General features: G+C 32.6%; 10 protein-coding genes and 1 other RNA gene. 9 read left to right on the top strand and 2 right to left on the bottom strand.

Translation table 11 applies throughout. The features are described 5' to 3' along the window. Positions 1-339 precede the first annotated feature (339 nt). The 5 genes from OXU93_RS06155 to OXU93_RS06135 all read left to right on the top strand — a co-directional run bounded on the left by OXU93_RS06155 (position 340) and on the right by OXU93_RS06135 (position 11282). A complete protein-coding gene (locus tag OXU93_RS06155) occupies positions 340-747 on the top strand; it encodes a hypothetical protein (protein WP_267384829.1) in 408 nt (135 codons plus the stop codon). Between the two features lie 1472 nt (positions 748-2219). Then, complete coding sequence (gene smc / locus OXU93_RS06150; protein WP_267383288.1) at positions 2220-5906, top strand: chromosome segregation protein SMC; 3687 nt, start codon at positions 2220-2222, stop codon at positions 5904-5906. Between the two features lie 759 nt (positions 5907-6665). After that, positions 6666-8168, top strand: coding sequence for a glycerol kinase GlpK (gene glpK, locus OXU93_RS06145; protein WP_267383287.1), 1503 nt, complete (start codon positions 6666-6668; stop codon positions 8166-8168). A 507-nt stretch (positions 8169-8675) separates the two neighbouring features. After that, a complete protein-coding gene (locus OXU93_RS06140; protein WP_267383286.1) occupies positions 8676-9749 on the top strand; it encodes a phosphotransacetylase family protein in 1074 nt (357 codons plus the stop codon). A gap of 111 nt (positions 9750-9860) precedes the next feature. Beyond that, positions 9861-11282, top strand: coding sequence for a protein adenylyltransferase SelO (locus OXU93_RS06135; RefSeq protein ID WP_267383285.1), 1422 nt, complete (start codon positions 9861-9863; stop codon positions 11280-11282). A gap of 207 nt (positions 11283-11489) precedes the next feature. On the opposite strand, the gene ssrA is transcribed toward OXU93_RS06135, so the two are convergent. Continuing rightward, positions 11490-11877: a transfer-messenger RNA gene (ssrA, locus tag OXU93_RS06130) on the bottom strand. A gap of 1934 nt (positions 11878-13811) precedes the next feature. Between ssrA and OXU93_RS06125 the strand changes: the two genes are divergently transcribed. Next, positions 13812-14798, top strand: coding sequence for a methyltransferase domain-containing protein (locus tag OXU93_RS06125; RefSeq protein WP_267383284.1), 987 nt, complete (start codon positions 13812-13814; stop codon positions 14796-14798). Between the two features lie 1110 nt (positions 14799-15908). Here OXU93_RS06125 and mrdA read toward each other — a convergent pair. Next, a complete protein-coding gene (gene mrdA, locus OXU93_RS06120) occupies positions 15909-17735 on the bottom strand; it encodes a penicillin-binding protein 2 (protein ID WP_267383283.1) in 1827 nt (608 codons plus the stop codon). A gap of 783 nt (positions 17736-18518) precedes the next feature. Here mrdA and OXU93_RS06115 point away from each other — a divergent pair. The 3 genes from OXU93_RS06115 to OXU93_RS06105 all read left to right on the top strand — a co-directional run bounded on the left by OXU93_RS06115 (position 18519) and on the right by OXU93_RS06105 (position 22658). Further along, positions 18519-19451, top strand: a complete 933-nt coding sequence (locus tag OXU93_RS06115) for a glycosyltransferase family 2 protein (RefSeq protein ID WP_267384827.1) — start codon at positions 18519-18521, stop codon at positions 19449-19451. A gap of 340 nt (positions 19452-19791) precedes the next feature. After that, positions 19792-20847 (top strand): hypothetical protein, encoded by a 1056-nt coding sequence (locus OXU93_RS06110; protein ID WP_267383282.1) that lies wholly within the window; start codon positions 19792-19794, stop codon positions 20845-20847. Positions 20848-21239: 392 nt separating this feature from the next. Then, positions 21240-22658, top strand: a complete 1419-nt coding sequence (locus tag OXU93_RS06105) for a PP2C family protein-serine/threonine phosphatase (protein ID WP_267383281.1) — start codon at positions 21240-21242, stop codon at positions 22656-22658. The last annotated feature ends 692 nt before the right edge of the window (positions 22659-23350 follow it).

Here is a 23350-nt window from a genome sequence, read left to right as displayed (position 1 = left end):
TTAAAAAACATTAGTATACATTTCTATAGAATGGATTACATCTGTATAAAAAATTGATACTTTATTATCTTGATAAAGATAATAAAGTATTTGAGTTAAATGGTATTTAAATGAATTTATAATTTGTACTAGTCTAAAAGTTTAGATAAAAATTATTTAATTTAATTTAATTTAATATTAAACTATAATTTAGATAATTTTTTGTATATATGTCAATTTATTAATAAATATCATAATAAGTGGCTAACTTAGTATATAGTTGTACCAAAACGACAACGACAGCTATTTTTGTACTTAATTTAGATATAATAGACTTAGTCTAAAATAAAAACAATGAATATGGAACATGGTCTTTTATGGTTACCTTTACTAGTTATTTTCTTCTGGTTAGCTTGGAATGGAAAAAATGAATATCAAAAACTAGAAATATATCGTCAATGGGCAGAGGATTTTGATCAGACAAAATATGATATTTATTCCATTATTGGGGTTAAACAAAAACAAATTACCTGGGGAGAGCCGACACCTTCATTTCCACAAAATTTACCTTCATTTTCTTTAGAAGATGTGACCGATATTCGCCTGTTAGTCAATGGTTATCCAGTAGATATCAATACACTACCTAAAAAAGGTAATCCAACTATAGAGTTTAGTTTTATAGATAGCAAGGCTCCTATACAAATTCCTTTTACAGAAATCGACTTAGCAGCTAAGTGGCTGACTTTTTTAGAAAATATTAGAAAATAATTAGTGTCAATTGTTAAATTATTCTAATAATACATTTATAAACAAGGCATCATAACATAATAAAAAATAAATTTTGATCTAATTTATCTATAGTAGAGTAGCACAATAAATACTTACATTAACAAGTCAAAATTGGGGCTGTTAAAATAGCCGACTATAATTGAAATAATTAAGGCAAAACATTAAATGCTTAACTAAGTGTCTAATAAAAACATCAAATTTGCAAACTTTTTTTTCGTAAATTTTAATATTTTTTGATGTAAATATCTTAGGATTAGATCGTTTATATATCAGACTATAAAGTTACTAAAAACTGTTTTATAATGTATTCTTTTATTAATATTTTTTTAAAAATACTACTAGTACTTTACATGCCTGATTTAAATTAAATTTAATTTTTTATAGTTTTTCTATTGTGCTGTTACAATGATAACTTTTTAAAATCACTTAACTACGAATTGACTATAATAGTGGTATACAACATATAGTACTATTATAGTCAATGGTATCATCTAGTTTACATTTTTTTAGCAAAATATTTAAAGTATAGAATCGCTATCTTGATGAATTTTAAGCTACGCTATTATTCCTTATATTTTTTTATCTATGTAATCATTGCTATCAGTTTTGGCTATTCAGTAAAAGCATTTAATAAAGTGAGTTTCTATATAAAATTTTTTTTATTTATTTGGTTGTATTTATGATTTTATCTATAAATTTTTACTGTTAATGTCTTATATACAAGCATACTATTATACCAATAACTTTTTATATTAATGATTAGATTTTACATACTAATTATGTACTACATATTAATAATTATAGATATAAGTTTATATTTCAAGCATTACTATTCTATTCTATTCTATTTTATTTTAAATTATATAATCGGTAATTATAAATTAATTTAAAGCTACAATACTAACCATCAATTATAGATACACCCCTGAAACTTTATGAGTGTTAAAACATAGCATAGTTTGATATGCTTTAAAGTATATATCAAATAATATTTAATTTAATGGATAGTTAACCAGTTATTCTGATTTTTTTAGTAAAATAGCTTTTAAGTACTACTTGTCTTAAAGCGTTTTTATTTTCAATTTAATACAAGATGGATAGATTATTTATTGTTTCTTTTAAATAAGTGGTACTTGCTATAATTGTAAATTTAATTTTTGACAGTAAATAATTTATAAAACTATCTTTTTTAACCGCCTATGACATTTTATATTAAACTCATTAAACACTTTAAAAACAATACTTAAGTTAACGAGCTAAGTAAAAATTAAAGCTATTGATTGTTTATTAAAGTTAGTTGCCGCTTTAATCAAGCCTATAACACAGATTTTATTATCACTATTTACTGTTCCTCAACGAAAAAAACCATTGTATATCTAAAATGTCTAAGAGTTGCTAGACTAGGGTAAACTAGCACCTTAGCAATTATTTAGGCTGAGGCTTGGCGCCCCATGGTTCATATCAAGCACATTAAACTCTCTCACTTCAAATCTTTTGGTGGAACTACTTCTATTCCTTTTATGACAGGGTTTACTGTGGTTTCTGGTCCCAATGGGTCAGGTAAATCAAACATTCTCGATGCATTGCTATTTTGTTTAGGGCTAGCTACTTCAAAAGGAATGAGGGCTGAACGTTTGCCTGACTTGGTTAATCATAATCGTACTAATACCAAGAACTGTAAGACCCAAGAAGCTAGTGTTTCTGTAACCTTTGATATATCTGGTGTTGTAGATTTACAGGAGTTTAAACAAAATGTCTCTCCCCTTAGTAAGGTTGTGGTAACCAATGAAAATAAAAATGAAAATCCCCCTTTAAATAAGTCTGAACAGATTAATAATAAATATCTGATAAATAGTAGTAGTGATGAATGGACAGTAACTAGGCGGTTACGGGTTACACAAGGCGGTAATTATTCTTCAAATTACTATATTAATGGAAAACTCTGTAATGTTAGTGAACTTCATGAACAGTTGAATCATCTGCGGATCTATCCCGAAGGATATAATGTTGTGTTACAGGGAGATGTTACTCGAATCATCTCTATGAATTCTAAGGAAAGGCGACAGATTATTGATGAGTTAGCAGGGATAGCAGAATTTGATCGCAAAATACAAAAAACAAAAGAGACTCTCGAAGAGGTGAAGGGAAGAGAAGAACGCTGTCGTATTATTGAAACGGAACTGAAACGAGCACTAGAGAAATTGGCAATAGATTGCATTAAAGCTGAAAAATATCAAAAATTAAGAATCAAAATTCATGAAAAAGAACAATGGGAATTAGTTCTCTTGTGGTCATCTTTACAACAAAAAATAACATATTTAACTTCTCAAAGTATCATACATGAGCAAGAAGTTAGTCAATTAAAAAAAACTATAACTAACCTCACCCAACAAATTGAACAAACTAGTAATAAACTCCAACAACTCAATCATCAAGTTAAAGCTTTGGGTGAAGATGAACAACTAACTATTATTTCCAAATTAGCTACCCAAAACGCTCAAAAAGCTGAACTTCAGCAACGTCAACAAGAATTAATTAGTCAAATTGAAGAAAAGCAACAATATCTCGAAAAAACTCAAATTGAAATCGATCAATTTGAACAAACATTCACTCAATTAACTCAAGACAGTTTGGAGTTTGAAACCAATACTATTCCCTTTCTTAAACACAAACGAGATCGCATTTGTCAAACACTAGAAATGGGAAGAGAACAAGCTAACTCAATTGCAGAGGCTTCTGATACTTGGGTTCGAGAACAAACTTCCCTAAATCACAAAATTGCTGACCTTCAAAAAGTCCTTAATCCTCAAAAAAATCAACAGGCACGACTAGAAGAACGTCACTATCAATTAAAAAATAAAATTACAGATGAAAGTCAACAATTGCAAATCACAAAAGAAGAACTTTACAATCAGCAAAAAGAATCAACAACTTTATCTAACCAGATCATAACATTAACAGAACAAGTACAAACTATTGCTCAACAATTAGCAATAATAGGAACTGCCCAAAGTGTTTTACAGGAAACTCAAGAGCGTCTTATCAAAGAACATCGGGAAAAACAACGTCGACTTGATCGTCTTGAAGCATCTCAACAGGCACAACGGGAAGCGCAAGGAACTTATGCTGCCCAGTTGATATTAACTTCTACTATTCCTGGAGTTTATGGGTTAGTTTCTCAACTTGGACAAGTAGATCCTCGCTATCAACTAGCTCTGGAAATTTCTGCCGGCGCAAGGTTAGGATATATAGTAGTGAAAGATGACACCGTTGCGGCAACAGGAATTAATTTATTAAAACAATCTAAAGCAGGACGAGCAACTTTTTTACCTTTGAGTAAAATTCGTTCTTCTAAAGTGCAATGTGATCCCTTATTACACCAGTCCTCAGGGTTTATCGATCTAGCAGTTAATTTAGTAATTTGTGAGCCAAAATATTCTAAAATATTTGCATATATTTTTGGCAATACAGTTATCTTTGAGACCCTTAATGATGCTCGTTCCTATATTGGAAAACAACGTATTGTCACGCTAGAGGGAGAACTTCTTGAAACCAGTGGGGCAATGACGGGGGGAAGTCAGCCAAAACGGTCAAATATTCATTTTGGAACTTTTCTTAAAGAAGAGTCAGAAGAAACAAAATCTATCAGGAATAGACTGGTAGATTTGGATAGTTTATTATCTATAAATAAAAGTAAAATTACGCAGAAAGAAACTAAAGTTAAAGAATTATCTGAGACTCTATTGGAAACTAAACATAATAAAAGAGAACAAGAATTAAAACACCAACAACTTGGCAAAGAAATCAAGAAACTAACTGAAAATAAAGATAAATTACACTTGTACCTACTTACTGACAAAAAAGAATTAGAGACTATTGTTAGTAAACTAGTTATTCTAGAGACTGAAATTCCTGCCATTGAAAGTAAATTAATCGCTGAACAAAAACAGTTATCTGAGTTAGAAAAGTCTCAAATAAATAGCGAATGGCAAAAAATTCAAGCATTGCTCAAAACTCAAGAAGATCAGCTAAACAAAGGAGAGAAAGACCTCAGGCAAGAAGAAGAGAAACTAAGAGATATTAAAGTTAAAGCCCAACAAATAAGGGAAAAAATAAATAAAAAAAAGCAGTTTATAGAATGGAACAAGAATCAAAAAATATCTATTATTACTGAGCAAAAAAAACTTGCCAATAAACTCAATGAAATTATGAATAGAAGCCAGGAATTAGAAAGTTCACTGGGACAACTTAACCTTAAATTAGGGGAAACTAAAAAAGAACGCGATCTTTATGAACGTACTCTACACTCCTTGCAAGAAAAGTATCAACAAACTACATGGCAGTTAGATAAACTAGAGATCACCAAACAGGAACAAGAAAAAAAATTAACAAAATTAAAAGAACAGTTAAAGAATAAACAAACTGAGTTACCTGACCCCTTACCTGAAATTCCTTTGCTTAAAGCAATTAACTTAGAAACTACGGATTTGACACCTTATATTGAACAAATACAAAACGATATTTGTATTGAAAGAAAATGTATTAAAGAAATGGAACCGGTCAACATGTTGGCTCTAGAAGAACATGAAAAAACTCGGAATAGATTAACCGAACTAACTGAAAAGATCTCAACTATAGAAGAAGAAAGAACGGAATTACTATTGAGAATAGAAAATTTTACAACCCTAAGATACCGTTCCTTTAAAGAAGCATTTGATGCAGTTAATAAAAACTTTAAAACTATATTTGCTGCTTTATCTGATGGAGATGGCTATTTGCAATTAGATAATGAAGATAACCCTTTTGAGGGTGGATTAAATCTAGTTGCTCATCCTAAAGGAAAACCAGTCCAAAGATTAAGTTCTATGTCAGGAGGAGAGAAATCTTTAACAGCTTTAAGCTTTATCTTCTCACTGCAAAGATATCGTCCTTCTCCTTTCTATGCCTTCGATGAAGTAGATATGTTTTTAGACGGAGCAAACGTGGAAAGATTATCGCAAATGATCAGAAAACAGGCACAACAAGCCCAATTTATTGTGGTTAGTTTACGTCGTCCTATGATTGAAGCTTCGGAAAGAACCATCGGAGTAACTCAAGCAAGGGGCGCTTACACTCAAGTATTAGGAATTAAACTATGAATAACAATTTAGTATTTTCTCAATGATATATTTCTAATATATATGAAATCTGTAAATTATCCAGACTTAGTCTGATGTTAATAAATAATTTTACTTATTTAATATTATTGTATTTAATGATAGTTAGATTTATTTTTGACCTCTTTCAAGTATTATTTACGTTTAAAATATTTATATTAAGTGTATTTTATACAGTCAAATATACTAAGAATTGTATTTATTGTAAATAGCTTAACTACAAATACAGTTTGTTCGAATAAGGTAGCTACCTTAATAGGTGGGTGATAACTTAAAAATTACTATTTATTTTATTTATCCTGTTTTCCATATAAATACTTGCCTACTGTTATCTTAAAAAGTATATAAACAATAAATAAGTTAACTTAGTAGATGTATCGATATAAGATTAAAATCAAGACTGGTATTCATATATTATTGTTGCTATTCTATCTTCAAAAAATATTTTTTATTCTAAATTTAGTTAATAAGTGACAATCTTCAAACTGTTCTGTATCTTTTGCTAATTAAAAATAACAATGATACAATTCATCTAGGTTTGATACTAAGTCAGTAAATTGTGGTGTAGGAAAAATAATATAGAGCAGCATTTAGAGTCGAAACATCGCGAGAACTCTAAGTACTTGTCTAGTTGAGATGAATATTATTGGTACGATCTCGGTAGAGCTGAGATTGTATATATACAGTCAAAGTATTTTGGTTGAAAATGCTTTAGGCAACTCATTACTGAAATGATAGCTAATGACAACAAAACACGATAAGTACATCCTGGCAATAGATTTGGGGACTACGGGGAACCGTGCCATCATCTTTGATAAAGATGGAGCAATTGCTGGTCAAGCATATAAAGAACTAACTCAGCATTATCCTTACCCGGGCTGGTTGGAACACGATGCAACAGAAATTTGGCAAGATACGCGTAGCGTCATCGATCAAGTTTTAGGGAAAAAACAAATAGATATCACAGCGATAGAGGCTATTGGTTTAACTGTGCAACGGGAAACCTGTCTCTTATGGGATAAGACCACAGGAAAACCACTACATAAGGCCATTGTCTGGCAAGATCGTCGTACATCTGATATGTGTAGCGAACTACGCAGAAAAGGAAAGTCACGAGAAATTACCCGAAAAACTGGGTTAGTCCTAGATCCCTACTTCTCTGCGACTAAACTCGCCTGGTTGATTAATTGGGTAAAAGAGAATAAGCCCTCAGTAGACTTTGAGAATGTCATTGCTGGAACTATTGACACTTGGATGTTATGGAACTTAACAGGGGGAAAGGTTCACGCTACTGACCATAGTAATGCCTGTCGTACTATGTTAATGAACCTCGATGGACTAACTTGGGATTCAGACTTATTAGAATTATTTGGCATTCCACCAACTATCATGCCAAAAATTCAAGAAAGTATGAGTTATTTTGGTGAAACCGATGCTGACATATTAGGAGCAAAAATTCCTATTACCGCCATTTTTGGCGATCAACAAGCAGCCTTATTTGCTCACGGTTGTGATCGTCCAGGATTACTTAAATGTACTTATGGGACAGGCTCTTTCCTGATTTTACAGGCGGGAAAAGAAGTCATGCGTTCAAAAAATCAACTTCTTTCTACCGTTGCTTGGACGAGAAATAACTCTGCCAACTATGCACTAGAAGGGGCAATATTTACTTCTGGAGCGTCAATTCAATGGTTACGTGATGGGATAAATTTAATCAATAGTGCAGCTGAAACTGAGTCCGTGGCCCGTCAAGTTTCTGATACCAATGGAATTTACTTTGTACCTGCGTTGAGTGGACTAGGTGCTCCTCATTGGGATATGTCAGCCCGGGGAGCATTTTTAGGAATAACCGGGGGAGTTCGACGAGAACATATGGTAAGGGCAGTGTTAGAAGCAATTGCCTATCAAGTTAAGGAAGTAGTCGAGGCTATAAATAAAGGGTCAGATATGAAAGTAGCCCGTCTTAAAGTTGATGGAGGGGCTTCCCAGAACAACTTCTTAATGCAATTTCAATCTGATGCTTTGGGAATTCCCGTAGAACGCCCTGTTATATTAGATGCTACCGCCCAAGGGGCTGCTTTTGGAGCAGGATTAACCATTGGTTTTTGGGATAGTTACGAGGACCTAATTGCTACCCGTAAGATTGATCGGGTTTTCAATCCTGGAAATAATGCTTCTAAAGTTCAAGCTAACTTCACTCCTTGGCGACGGGCAGTAGACCGTGCTAAAAATTGGATCCAGTAGTCCATTCTTGTGGAATATGACCACCTCTCAGGAAATCATACAGTGGGGGGTGGCTGAGTATTACAAAACTGCATTATAAATATCTACTAATTATAATAGGTAAATATAAATTGGGATTTTTCTATAAAACTATTTAATTAAGTAAATTTTTTATTTTCGTTATACACGTATCTATTTTCTCTATAGTAGGATACTACAGCTTAGCTGTCCTTTGTTTCTCGTCAAAGCGATCCAATCAATTAAGAGAGATTAAAAAAATCTAAGTCATAAAATTGAAAATAGTACAATAGAAGTTAAGTTCGCAGATTCTTCCCAAGTATCTTATCGCAAATTACTGCATTTCAAACAATTTTATTCCTTACACTCCTACAACCATTTTTAATTATGGAAACTGTGTAAGAGCATTAAGTGAGGGCAAAAAAGTTCAAAGGTAAAGTTTGATAGATGCGACGTCTATACTATTTTCTAAAAAACTGCCGTTGAATTACACATTTAAGGAGTAACCTCGTGGCACTGTCAGCAAAATATTTACTAGTCGGATCGATTGAAGCATGCAGTGGCAAGTCCGGGACAATTATCGGGCTCGCTCATCGGTTAAGACAAAAAGGATTTTCTGTGGCCTACGGTAAACCTATCGGAACCTATTTGGAAGATGGCTCTTTTCTAAAGGAGGAAGCTGATGTACAGTTTATTGCTGATATCTTGGACTTAAAGTCAACCCAAGTACGGTCCCCTTTATTATTTTTGGAAACAAAGACAATTGAGAAACGTCTTGAAGGTAAAGATACTAAAAACTATACTCAATTATTGCGTCAGTCCTATGATGATGTAGAAGCTGATGTGGTAATTCTTGAGGGAGCCGGTACCCTATGGAAAGGAAGTTCATTTAACTTGTCGGTAATAGACGTTGCCCATACGTTAAGCGCGTCGATAATACTAGTTGCACGTTATCATTCCTCCTTAGTTGTTGATAGTCTTGTCAAGGCTAAACAGCAATTGGGTGGTCACCTTATAGGAGTAATTATTAATCATATTCCTATCGACAAATTGGAATCTACCCAAACTCTAATTAAACCCTATCTTGAAGGTGAGGGGATTAAGGTTTTAGGAATGTTGCCGTCAAGTAGCTTACTTAATAGTGTTAGTGTTCGTGAAATTGCTTATCAGTTAGGGGCAGATGTATTATGTCGTGGTGACCGATTAGATTTAATGGTGGAAAGTCTCACTATCGGAGCGATGAATGTTAACTCGGCGTTGGAATATTTTCGCCAAGGACAACATAAGGCAGTAGTTACAGGGGGAGATCGCACAGACTTACAATTAGCAGCATTAGAAACCTCCACCAGTTGTCTAATTTTAACTGGACACATTACCCCCCAACCCTTAATTATTAACCGAGCCGAAGATTTAGAAGTACCAATTCTTTCGGTTGATCTTGATACATTGCAAACGGTAGAAATTGTTGATAGTGCTTTTGGAAATGTCAGACTTCAAGAACAAATTAAAATAGATTGCATTGAACAATTAATGAGTGAGTATTTTGATTTTGACAGATCCCTCCAAACTCTAGGACTTAGTTAAATTGATACGAATTTATAAGTTAACGTGTGTTGAATCCTATATTTAGCAATCAAAGATTATTAGATTGAAATTTTTTTTGGCTAACATGATAGAAACCCCTTTTTGAATGAAATGGTAGAAATCCCAGATAATCCCTTTTTCAAGCTCAATTACGAACCCATTCTAGAAAATCTGGGTGATGATTATTACGACCAAGTTGTTGCTGCTAAATTTCCCAAACAGATTCTTCGTTTCCGTAATAATGAGTTATTACCCTTGTTCGGGTTATCCTCTGAGGCTGTATATGATGATCATTTTGTTGAAGCATTTGGTAAATTACAAGGAATTCGTCCTTTTTTAGCCTTACGTTATCATGGTTATCAATTTGGGCAGTATAATCCCCTTTTAGGAGATGGGAGAGGTTTTCTTTACGGACAAATACAGGGAACAGACAATCAATTATATGATTTTGGAACGAAAGGATCAGGTCAAACTCCTTATTCTCGCGGTGGCGATGGTAGATTAACCTTAAAAGGGGGAATTCGAGAAGTATTAGCTGCCGAAGCATTACATTCTTCGGGAGTACGGACGTCACGTTGTTTAAGTTTAATTGAAACTGGAGAAAAATTATGGCGTGTTGATGAACCATCCCCTACTCGTTCATCAGTTATGATTCGTGTTAATCGTTCCCATATTCGTTTTGGTACTTTTGAACGATTATATTACCTAAAACGTCCTGATTTAATCCAAAAATTGTTAGATCATGTAATAGATACTTACTATCCTGAAATTTGTCAATCTCCAGATCGTTACCCCCTCTTTTACCAAAAATTAGTTCAACGGGTTGCCAAATTAGCAGCACAGTGGATGGCAGCAGGATTTTGTCATGGAGTGTTAAATACAGATAATATGTCGATCACAGGGGAAAGTTTTGACTACGGACCCTATGCTTTTATTCCTACCTATGATCCAAAATTTGTTGCTGCTTATTTTGATGATGGCGGACGCTACAGCTATGGAAACCAATCATCTATCTGTCGTGCAAATTTAGAGATGTTACATCTCCCTTTGATGGCGGTAATTTCTTTGTATAGGCTAGAAGAAACTTTAGTAAAGTTTGATGATTATTATCACCAATTTTATCGAGAATTAATTCTACAAAAATTAGGATTTAATAATTTAGTGATTGCTGAAGGACGGGATTTAGTAGAGAAAACATTAGAAGTTTTACAAGAAACTCAAATAAGTTATTTTGGATTTTTTGAAACTTTATCTCAACAGTTTAATTATAGATGGCGCGAAGACGGTTTAAGTATTTTAGAGAACCAAAAACTCCCCTTTGCTGATTGGCAAGGTTGGTGCAGGATATATCATAGGATTCTAAACCAGTTGCCTATAGAAAAAATGGAAACTATCTACAGTTGTTTACAAGTTTATAATCCAAAAATTAGCTTAGTAAAAGAAACTATTGAAACGGTTTGGGAGGAGATTGCTAATAAAGATGACTGGCAACCTTTTTATGATCTGATTAAAAAACTGCAGTTTAAAGAATAATTTGTGTACTCTCAGCTGTAGTTTTTGACAATATCTTTCTACATTCTATATGACTTTTAAAAGAAAGAAGTCTAATAATTTAATATTGGCAATATATCTAAACTAGCCGATTACCCTAAGATAATCAACTAGTTTAGATATGTTTCTTTACTAAAAAGACCCAGCTATAACGATAAGTTAACTGAGCCTTTCTAAAACAAATATTGTATATGGAGCCGAGCAGAGTCGAACTGCTGTCCAGACTGGGTATTGACTGTCCGCTCATTCACAGGTTTAGTTCTTTTAATCCGCAGAACAGGAACCATTCCTTATCCCGAATGGTGGGATACTCTGACTAAGTCTTTACCCAATAGCTAATCAGAGATGGCTAGTGAGTGCATCCGTTGGGGTTAGGCCTCTAGAACTTAACGGAGTCATCCTGGAAGCGAGCGGACTCTTAAGGAGTTCAGTTATGCAGCTACTGCTGCGCGCTCAAACTTAACGATTTTATTCGCAGTTACTTTTTTGTTTGAGCCTTGGATTTACGAGAGGAGACTCACTCTCGACCTGAATCACGGGGGAGATTTCGCCAACCTGTCAAAACCGTTACGGCCCCCTGTTAGTCTTGACTCATAATTATAAATCCTAGCTTAGGATATTGACAACCTAACAATTGTCCAATTCATCTAACTACTTCTTATCTTAGAGCAATAGTATAAACAATTTTTATCGAGTTATCACTAGCTACTCACTTATTGAGACTGAATTATTACCTATGACAACATTGTATGTAAACAGCTTGAAAAATATTTTCAATAATTAATTATGGCAATATAAATTTAGCTATGATTATCTACATATATTGTAGAGTATCTAAATCAAGTTTTTAGTGTTTGGGTTGAATTAATTTATATTAAATACAATTTTGACAGTTTAATAAAATATGTGTTATGGAATTAATTTTATATCATATTTTGGATTGTAGTAAAAACTTTTTTGAAAAATATACATCTCCATAAATTATTTAATCTTAACAACAATTAAGCTATTTTATATAGTAATTTAATATTAAAATAACCATGATATTTTTCATTTTTTTATTACATTATGTAAATAGAAAACAATCTATTTTATAAAAATTTATTTACTGGAATAATCTACGCAAATTATAGTATATACACTTGTTAATTTTTTGTTTTAAAAAACCTACTAATTACCCTAAAAATTTATTTTATTTTTATAGCAATTTTTAATATAAAATAATTCTTGATTACTGGTAACTTATTTCCCTTTTTTTAAGATGATTTAAATCTTTGCTTAAATTATTTATCTTTTACTTTGCAGTAATTTTTACAATTTTTTATTGTTATTATCCTAAATCAAATTTTTAATTCGTCAGTAAATCTTAACAATTTTATTGATATAAGTAAATAAATTAGTTTTAAAATATATTAATATCTCAGAATAATCGCTATTTTTTAAAATTTTTTATTCGATATTTTGAAATATTTATCGACCAGTATGATTTACTGATTTATAAAAATAATTTAAAATCTTTCTTTTTTTAAATTAAATTGAACTAATATTTTAGTGTAACTTGTTTTTAGATGAGTAGGCTATTTAATACTGTAATTTAGATATTTTATAGATTCTACAGCTTATTATTTCTTAGTCATTATACATAATTATTATTGCTAGAGACACTAACTATAAAAAAGTAAAATTTATACCATTAAAAAAAATTTTAGAGGTTGTTTTCTAAAAAAACAACCTAAAACTACTAATGGGTTAAGTTATTATCAATAATATTATTGATAATAACTTATTGTCAATATTGTTTATTTGATTTACAGAAAAAATATCACTTTAAGTAGTTATGTATAAGTAAATAATATATTATAATATAATATAAAAAGAATTAACATATTTTTAGTATGTATATGTTTTTATTGTGCTGGTTAGTTACATTTATTATTTGTTAACTGAATTTTGTCTATTATCAAAACAAGAACTAAAATATGTAGTAAGTGCAATTAATTATTTTTATTGTGGCTATTTATTAGTTCAGTATTTTTTTCGGACTAACCTTTTTTTAAAATTATCTTAAAATACTCCATATGTAATATATTCCCTTTTTAGCTCAAATATATTCGATTACATTTACTTCTTTTAAAAGATTAAGGTTTTATTCATATAGATGTTCAATCTGGTTTTAAATAAATACTAATTACCTCTATTTCTTATGGCATAACTAATAATTGATTTTTACTAATTCATTTTTTTATCTTTTGATAATCTATTTTAACTTTGTTAAACTTAAATAGATTATTTTCCTAAAATAGGAGTATAAAATTAGTTGGATAAGTTTATTCTGCCTAATTCTATTGACGTACTTTTCGTAATGATTACTTGAAGCTCTGGAATATAAGTTGATATGATTATTCTCAATTTATGTACGATCATTAGGAATTTTAGCAAAAAATAACAGTAAATTTTATAACTTGATATAGTAGGACCACTAATTTAAATGGAGTTATGGTATTAGAACTAATGGACCTATATTACCTTTTGGTATTTCTACTGATTTTGCTAGCGATAGGGATTTTACTCTATTTAATGACCCCTCGTCGTTATCAGTCCTCCGACACAGTTGCTAACTCCTACGATGAATGGACTCAAGACGGTATCTTAGAGTTTTATTGGGGTAAACATATCCATTTAGGGTATTATGGTTCGCCGCCTCGAAAGAAAAATTTCTTGACGGCCAAATCTGACTTTGTTAATGAAATGATCAAATGGGGGGGCATAGACAAATTACCTCATGGCACTACCATTTTGGATGTAGGCTGTGGTATTGGCGGAAGCAGTTTTATTCTCTCTAAAGATTATGGGTTTGATGTAACAGGGATTACTATCAGTTCCCAACAAGTTAAACGCGCCCAGGAATTAACTCCTGAGGGCATCAATGTTAAATTCCAAGTAGACGATGCCTTAGCCCTCTCTTTCCCTGATAATAGTTTCGATGTGGTGTGGTCTATTGAAGCAGGTCCACATATGGTAGATAAAGCTAAATATGCCCAGGAAATGATGAGAGTATTGAAACCTGATGGCTTGTTGATTATAGCTGATTGGAATAAAAGAGATGATCGTCAAAAGTCCCTGAATTTTTGGGAAAAACTTGTAATGCGTCAACTTTTAGATCAATGGTCTCATCCCGCGTTTTGTAGTATTGAAGAATTTTCGGAACTATTAATGGAAACAGGATTAGTAAAAGGACAAGTGATGACAGCAGATTGGACACAAGAAACTCTTCCTTCTTGGTTTGATTCTATTAGGCAAGGAGTTGTTCGACCTAAAGGGTTAATCCGTTTTGGTTTATCAGGGTTTATTAAATCCCTGAGGGAAGTCCCTACTTTGTTATTGATGCGTCTTGCTTTTGGTAGTAGCCTTTGTCGATTTGGGATGTTCCGAGCAGTAAAAGTTAATTTAGCACAAAAATTAACTGAAACTAACACAGAGGAAATAGTTAAAGCTTAAGTAATTTATTGTCATCAATATCAATAGATAGATGGTAAAAATCAATTTTAAGTAAGTTAGCTAAAATACTATTAGGTTTGTGGCGAGCAGGAATACCTGTTAATAATTGGCATTAAATAGGCTTGATCTAAACTGTATCAAGCCTATTTAATGTCAATTATTTAAAAAACCAAAAACTACTCAACCATATATAGATTTTTAATTAATTGTCTCTTGTTTAATTTATAATCATTAATTTTTAGTAATTAATACTATTAAACTTAACTTTTAATTATGAGATAAATTTTTCAACGTTCTGAGTAAGGAATTACTCCTTAAATATCAGAGTTAAAAAAAAATATCAAGTATGAAAGTATCAATAATACTTGTTTATTTAACTTAATCCAAGAATGAGGAAAGATTCATATTATTTTTGTAATTAATAATCACATCATTTTTGCGAAATATTCCGGCTCTGGTATAAGAATTTATTAATATTCAGTACTATTTAACAAGTTATTTTCAAATAATAGAAAGCCAAGGGCAACTTTAAACTTAGGAGTCAATAGATTGACTTTCGTGTTTACTATAGAAACCATGATCATTGAGTTGAGTGGTAAAAGCTTATCATTAACGTTCACTGTTATGAAATTAAAATGATGGAGATTGTCCGTTTACTGTTCGAGTTTGGATCGTATTTAGAACCCTAAATAAATCTTTTTCTCAAATCATATTTGTTTATAAAAATCTAGTACAAATCTATATTAATTTGATTTAAATATATACTTATTTATAAATGAGTTTAGTCCAATATAAATATGAGTTACTCCTTAGTTAATTTTAGTTATTTATACTTAAAAATAAATACTATTATACTGTGCATAAATTATAAAGTTACTAAAATTAACTAGACTAAATTTTCAATAAATAATACTTTTTTAAGGAAAAATTTTGTATTTTCTGAACTTAGTCATAATGAATCAGCCACCAGTTTAGGGTGAATATAATTTTTGGAATAAACAATAAAATATATATTGTTTATTAAAAAGAAACTAATAAATAGACTAAATAGGAAACACCTTGAAAAATTTAATATTGATTTCACTTCTTAGGAGATAATCTTGACAACAATTATTTTTTATTTTTAAAGTGAGCTTCCATGACCTGACGCACCATGGGAGCAGCTACCGATCCTCCACCTCCACCGGAATGCTCAGCAAAAGCCACTACTACAATTTCTGGTTGATCATAGGGGGCATATCCTCCAAACCAGGCATGAACTTTTCCCGGAGGAGCCTCTGCAGTACCAGTTTTTCCGGCCACAGGTGGTAAGTTTGGTGAATTTAAAGCTTTTCCAGTTCCACTTAAAACGACTGCTCTTAATCCTTGTTTTAGGGTTTTAATGGTACTAGCTTTAAGATTCATAGATGTTCGCCATTTACTAACATCTCCGTCTGCCATTAGGAAATGGGGTTTAACTCGGTAGCCATCATTAGCGGGAACAGCAAACATGATAGCTACTTGTAAAGGGGTCGCCTGGGTGAATCCTTGTCCAATAGACATATTCACTGTATCCCCATCAGTCCATCCCCAGCTGTAATTATTTCGTTTCCAGGTATCATCCGCAATTAATCCTCGTGCCTCCTCTTTTAACTCAATGCCAGTTTTATTTCCAAAACCATAGTTGCGCGCCCATTTAATTAAGGTTGGACCTCCTACTCCACGGGCAATCTGTCCATGAAAGGTATTACTACTCCAAGCCATCGCACGAACATAGCCTATAGGTCCGAATCCAGCCCGGTTCCATTCCCCAAAGGCCGTTCCCCCAACATTGAGATAAGCAAAAGTATTTAGAACTGTATCAGGGGGATATTTCTCTGTTTCCATTCCAGCAGTCGCTGTAACTATCTTAAAAAGAGAAGCAGGAGGAAACCCTCGTAAGGCGCGATTAACAAAAGGATCTCCTTGACGACGCCATTTTTCCCAAGTTTCAGGAGTAATTTGGCTAGAGAAAACATTGGGGTTAAAACGCGGATAACTAACCATTGCTAAGATGCCCCCGTCTCTTGGATCTATAGCTACAATAGCCCCTTTCCGTTTGCCTAGAGCGTCTTCTGCTGCTTTCTGTACGTCTATATCCAGAGTAAGAGTAACATCTTTTCCTGTCTTTCTAATTTTTTGCCCCAAGACTTTCACAACTTTTCCTGCGCCGTCTACTTCTAGCTGTAAGCCTCCCCATTCCCCTCGTAGCTGTTGTTCATAAGCTGCTTCCACTCCCGTTTTGCCTACAATATCTCCTAAGCGGTATCCCTCAGAACGACGTTTAGATAACTGCTCAGCATTAAGTTCTCCAGTGTATCCTAAGACGTGAGCTGCCAGGTCTTGATTAGGATAGTCTCGTACACTTTCAATATCGACTTCAAGTCCATTAAGTTCACTTTTAAACTCTTCTAGAGCAGTAATTTGAGCAGGGTTAAGACTACGGGCAATACGGATAAGAGTAGGGGAATTATAGCCTGCTTGTTTAATCTTTTGTTCAATATCATCTTCTGAAATAGATAAAAGTTGGGATAGGTAACGTAAATTTTTTTCCCAGTTAGATTCTCTTATAACAATAGGCCAAAGATAGGCAGCATGGGTTAAGCGGGTTGAGGCTAAGATTCTACCTTTACGGTCAAAAATATTACCTCTTACAGGAGGTTTAGGTATAATACGAATACGATTATTTTCAGCTTTTTCTCGGTAAACTTCCCCTTTTAAAAGTTGTAGATAAACAAGGCGTGAGCCAATTCCCCCTAATAAAATTAAACTAATCAAAATCATGATTAGCCAAGGTTGACGTTTTTGTCCAATAGTACGATTAGTTTGTTTTTGTCTTGTATAGTAAAAACCATAACTATCGCCAAACGAGGGGGTTTGCCATCTGGACTGGGAGTGGGAATTATCAGTAAATCGCATGTTGTCTATTAAAGAATTATTAACGTACTAGGATAGTTTTTTAACACTATTATTTTTAGTATAGAAGCGTTGAGGGTGATTAAAAACCTTTGAACCCTAATCTACAATTGATACAGATTCTCTATTTTATCGTTTACTATAAAACTTTTCTAACAGGTTAAAAGTTACTAATAATAATCCATAAACTTATTTTCTAACTAATTTAGGGGAATAAATCAGCTAGAAAATAAGTTTAATTTAGTTTTCTATAATTAAAAAATATAGTCAATTTAATTTGAAAATTATCAACTCATATAAAGCTATTGTTTAAATTAAATAATCAGCGCTTAAGTCTACTATTTTATAGGCAATTATTTGTAACTACTATGTCAGTCTGTATTTGAAGAACTAAATCAAAATAGATAAAAAATTAAAAAACAAATATTTTTTTATAGTTTTATATTTTTAAATATAAAACTAATTATTTGGTATAAATCTTGTATTTTCTATCAAATAATTATATCAAATACACAAATATTTATTTATAAAAATCAAAGATAACAAGATATAAATTTTATACATAAAATAATTGGATCTAATGAAACAAGAAATTAATACATAAAATAGATAGTTCAAACTAAGTTATACTTGTATTATTATTAATTTAAACTATGCCAATCAGCTATCTACGATCCAAAATTCCCTTAGTGTTACTAAGCTATGGCATAGGTGCTGAATAAATTGAGCAACTGTTAAAGAAAATCCGTTAGACTATTGATTAAACCTTATTCTCCAGGAAAAACCGTGTTTTTTAGCATTGTTGTCCCCACCTATAATCGCAAACCTATCTTAGAAAAATGTCTAAGAGCTTTAGAAAATCAACAATTAATTGATGATATAGTAAGTGGCTATGAAGTTATATTAGTTGACGATGGCTCGACAGATAATACCCTAGAATGGCTAACAAAAAGCACCATAGAATTTCCTCATGTGCGTCTTTTTACTCAAAATCATCTAGGTCCTGCTGCAGCAAGAAATTTAGGAGTAGAAAAAGCTAGAGGTGATACAATTATTTTCATTGATAGTGATCTTGTTGTAACTGAAACATTTATTCAATCGCATGCAAATGCCTTAACTAAAGGAGAAAAAAAATTAGGAAACAATAAATTTTTTACTTACGGTGCGGTGATTAACACTTGTAACTTTGATTACCCTACCTCAGAACCTCATAAAATCACTGATTTCTCTGCAGCATATTTTGCTACGGGCAATGTAGCAATTGCCCGTAAATGGTTAGAAAAAGTAGGAGTTTTTGATACAAGATTTCAGCTCTACGGATGGGAGGATTTAGAATTAGGAGTAAGACTAAAAAAAATAGGACTAAAGTTAATTAAGTGTCCCGAAGCTGTTGGTTATCATTGGCATCCATCTTTTAATTTAGATCAAATACCTGAACTAATCGACAAAGAAATTCAACGAGGAAAGATGGGAATTCTTTTTTACCAAAAACATCCCACTTGGGAGGTTAGATTGATGATCCAAATGACCTGGTTACATTGTTTATTATGGGGATCTTTATCTTTAGGAGGTAGTCTTAATGAACGTACACTTGCACCTATTTTACAGTGGTTAATTAATCAAGGAAAACCTCAACTCGCTTTAGAAATCGCTCGAATATTTTTAAATTGGTATAATGTGTGTGGTGTTTACACTGCTTATCGAGAACTAAAAACCTGAGTGGTGTACATATCTTGTTAGTTTCAGCCTAATTCTTTATCTAAAATATAGTCATTAAAATAGAAATTTGAACACAGCTAATTGTTAAAAGCTTATCATAAACTGATTTACTTTTGTATTTTCTACTTGCTTCATTTCATAATCAATAGTTTTAAAGTTAATATGAAAACTTTCATTACAGATAGGCTAATGGAAAGTTTAATATCCGAGATTATGGAAATATTAGGAGCTATTGTCAAAGTTTATTGAAAACTAGGCTGTTCCAGAAGTAGTAACTTATTGATTTAGATAAAATTTCTGGGCATATTAGAAATTAATCCCCCTTATTTTGGAGACAACAATGAGTATTGCGATTGGTATTATTGTAGGTTTAATTGTCGGAGGAGTTGTCGGTGTTTTTCTGTCAACCTCCTCTAAAGAGCGCAAACTTGAAGCTCAGTTGGACAGAAGTACAAAAGCCTTAAAGGAAGCTGAAGTACTTCAGCAACAACAAGAACAAGAAATCCAACAACTAAGAAAATCTCCATTGCAGATGCAAGAGATTGAACAATCCTATCAAATTCAAATACAAGCAATCGAACAATCCTATCAAGAACAATCGGAAGAATTATCTCAGGCTAAAATTAAATTGACTGAATTAGAGCAAAATGAACAACGAATTCAAGATATTAGACAAACTTATCAAACTCAATTTGAGGAACTAGAACAAACTTATAAAGTTCAACTGGAACAGACATTGCAACAAGTGCAAAAATTTGCTCCGGTTTCGGAAACCAATCAAGCACATATTCAACAAATTGAGCAAACTTATCAAACGCAACTACAAGAACAACAGCAAGCTCATCAGCAGGCCATTAATGAGTTAGAAAGAGCTCATGATGAACAAGATTTTGATTTCGATAGGTGGAAAGACTATGAAACTTCTGAGGAGCTAGATTCAGAAAATTTATTGGAAGAAGTCACATCAATCTCTAATACAGAGGAATTGCAGTCAACAAAAGAACTGTCAGACTTTACTGAGATAAGTCATGATAACAAATCTAAATCAGAAACTTTTATCCATGAAACATCTGAAACTCTGTCATTAGATAAGAGCGAAACAGGAACTAAAAAAAAGGCTTCTAACTTGTTTCAACAAAAAAAATCGGATGATTTAGACTTTTTTGAGATGTTACCCACTGATGAAGATATAACCGAAGATTTATCAGAGGCTTTCTCGAAAGATAGCCAAAGTCCTCTTGTCGATTTCTTTGAGTCGGAAACTAAAGAGAAATCCTACGACTCTAATGAACTATTTTCCAGTTTTATAGATGCAGAGGGACCTGAAGAAAACTTAATGAACCTACTACAAACTGATGACAGAAATCAGTCTGAACAAAATGATTTGTCTCCGTAGGCTAATGACAACAATCTAATTAAATGATAATAACCTGACAATAGATGAGAAATCGGAGCAAAATTTTAATCTTGAAGAAATACTAAAATTTTCAATAACCTACTCCGGTTTCTAAATATTTATTCTCTATATTTAAGTCCCAGGAGAAAGTTTCTGGGATTTTTTGTTCATGGAGAAACTTATAATAAAATCTTTTTAATATATTGATTGGCAATCTAACGGATTAAGGTTATGATTAACCAGTCATAATTATGGTTAAAGTTGTCCTCAACTCACAAAATTAATATTTCAAGCCTAGCGCATTCAAGATAGACTGCCTTACTAGACAATTACTCTTCCTCAACGCTTAGGGTCTAGGATTAAAAAACTTGTTCCCTTTACCATCTGATGTCATGACTGCTGTGCCTATTCACCGCCAGCCTCCTTTTGCTCAAAATACACCAAACTGTGGTCTCAAAACTGATACCACTCCTGTTTTCGCACTGAAAGAGCTCGTTGCTAGTCTTTATCGGGAGCAAAATAGAATTCAAAATTTATTAAGCTCCCTAGGATTTGCCCTACGAAGTTTTAATAATCTCAATCAATTTTTAGAACTTACCCCGTTGATGACAGCACGGGTGACTGATGCTGATGCAGGTGCTTTGATTCTCTATAAAGCAAATGGTCAAGTCTCTTTAGAACAGTTACATTGTCAAAACCATCAAATCGAGTTAGAAATTCAAGAAGTACTGACGCGTGTCATTCGTCAAGCCAACAGTAATGCCTCAGTTACTCGTACCCTTGCGGTTTCCTTAGACGAACAAATTCGTCATGGAGTGGGAACAAAAATTCGTCTGTATAATACGCCAATTTTAATCAAAAATATGGAACGGGGGCGACTTTATGTCTTCAGTGCTAATCCTCAATATATTTGGACTCAAACCCGACGGAAATTACTCCAATTGGTGGCTGATCAAACAGCTGTTGCTATTGCAAATAATGAACTAACAGTAGAATTACGCTCTAAAGAAAGACAGGATCGTGAACTGGAAATTGCTTCTGAAATTCAATTACGTTTACTGCCACGTAAATACCCAAACATTCATGGCGTAAAGTTAGCTGCCCATTGTCAAACTGCTAATCGGGTTGGGGGTGACTATTATGATTTTATCCCTACCAACTATGATCAACTCCTTCAGGATCAAGACAGCAAAGGGCAAACATCAGCTCATTGCGTCCCTTGGAGTATTGTCATTGGTGATGTGATGGGAAAAGGAGTTCCAGCAGGGTTAATCATGACCATGACAAGAGGAATGCTTAGGGCAGAAGTATTAAACCGTAACTCCCCTGGACAAATTCTCCAACATCTCAACAGAGTAATGTATGCTGATTTAGAGAACTCTCATCGGTTTGTCACACTTTTTTATTCAGAATATGATCCTAAAACTTGTGTTCTCTCTTTTAGTAATGCAGCCCATAATCCACCTCTAAGATGGCAGTTCGCTACACAAGAGATTGAACGACTTGATACTGAAGGAATGTTAATTGGATTAGATCCTACTTCTGAGTATGGGGATGGACGAGTTCAGTTAACTCCAGGAGATATTGTTCTTTATTACACCGATGGACTAACTGACGCAGTTAACCTAAAGGGTGAGCGCTTTGATGAAGACAATTTAATTGCTGCTTTTCAATCGGCTTGCCACAAGTGTGATAGTCCCCAAACCATTCTTAATTATTTGTTTGAAGCGGTTGAGCAGTTTATTGGGATAGAAAATAACAACAGTGATGATATGACTTTGATAGTTATGCAAGTTAAATTATTGGAGTAGGTTCCATTTATAGGACATTTTTTAGCAATGCTGTTTAAAACTACTACGATTAAGAGATAATATCTTCAATGTAATGTTACTTGCATAATAATCTGTATCCGTCCATATACCAACTACTTAAACTAATGTAAGTTAGGTAGAAATATATTGTTAAATAAATAATAGCTCGACAATATATATTAATTTTTGTTGGGACTTTTTGTATCCATTTACACCGGCAAGCCGTTAACCGTTAGTTTTTAAGTTAATTATAGATAATACATATGACTATAAAATTTTGAATGAAATTTAATTAGTAAATTATTTAGACTCTTAGTATCCTACTACATTCTATTCTATAGAACGTGAAGTAGAAATCAGTTTATATGATTAATAAGATTCTATTTTATCAGTATTTTTGCATTTAAATAACTAACGATTAACTCAAAAATACCTCTCTAATTATACATTTAATAAGTCAAAGTGTTTGTTGTTTAGTTAACTCAAACTTGACTGATAGATTGATTGCCAGTCATCATGAAAACATTCTCTCTATGTAAAGAGTCAAAATGTAAATATGCCTTCACCTCTTGCTGTTTTTACACAATCATTGTAGTCTTAGTTATTGATGGTCATTATTCTGGATAACTACCATCCTAATTAAGATATTGAGAAAACAACCATATTTTTATATTTTATCTGGTCCACGTTAA

The organism is Cyanobacterium sp. uoEpiScrs1 (assembly GCF_947331815.1).
Taxonomy (GTDB): domain Bacteria; phylum Cyanobacteriota; class Cyanobacteriia; order Cyanobacteriales; family Microcystaceae; genus Rippkaea.
Note: the sequence above shows the minus strand (reverse complement) of the source record. Positions and strands in the feature narration are given on the sequence as shown.

Coding starts and splice junctions, on each gene's coding strand:
- mrdA (WP_267383283.1), bottom strand. CDS start 17,735: ATGCGATTTACTGATAATTCCCACTCCCAGTCCAGATGGCAAACCCCC.
- OXU93_RS06135 (WP_267383285.1), top strand. CDS start 9,861: ATGGTAGAAATCCCAGATAATCCCTTTTTCAAGCTCAATTACGAACCC.
- OXU93_RS06110 (WP_267383282.1), top strand. CDS start 19,792: ATGAGTATTGCGATTGGTATTATTGTAGGTTTAATTGTCGGAGGAGTT.
- glpK (WP_267383287.1), top strand. CDS start 6,666: ATGACAACAAAACACGATAAGTACATCCTGGCAATAGATTTGGGGACT.
- OXU93_RS06125 (WP_267383284.1), top strand. CDS start 13,812: ATGGACCTATATTACCTTTTGGTATTTCTACTGATTTTGCTAGCGATA.
- OXU93_RS06105 (WP_267383281.1), top strand. CDS start 21,240: ATGACTGCTGTGCCTATTCACCGCCAGCCTCCTTTTGCTCAAAATACA.
- OXU93_RS06155 (WP_267384829.1), top strand. CDS start 340: ATGGAACATGGTCTTTTATGGTTACCTTTACTAGTTATTTTCTTCTGG.
- smc (WP_267383288.1), top strand. CDS start 2,220: ATGGTTCATATCAAGCACATTAAACTCTCTCACTTCAAATCTTTTGGT.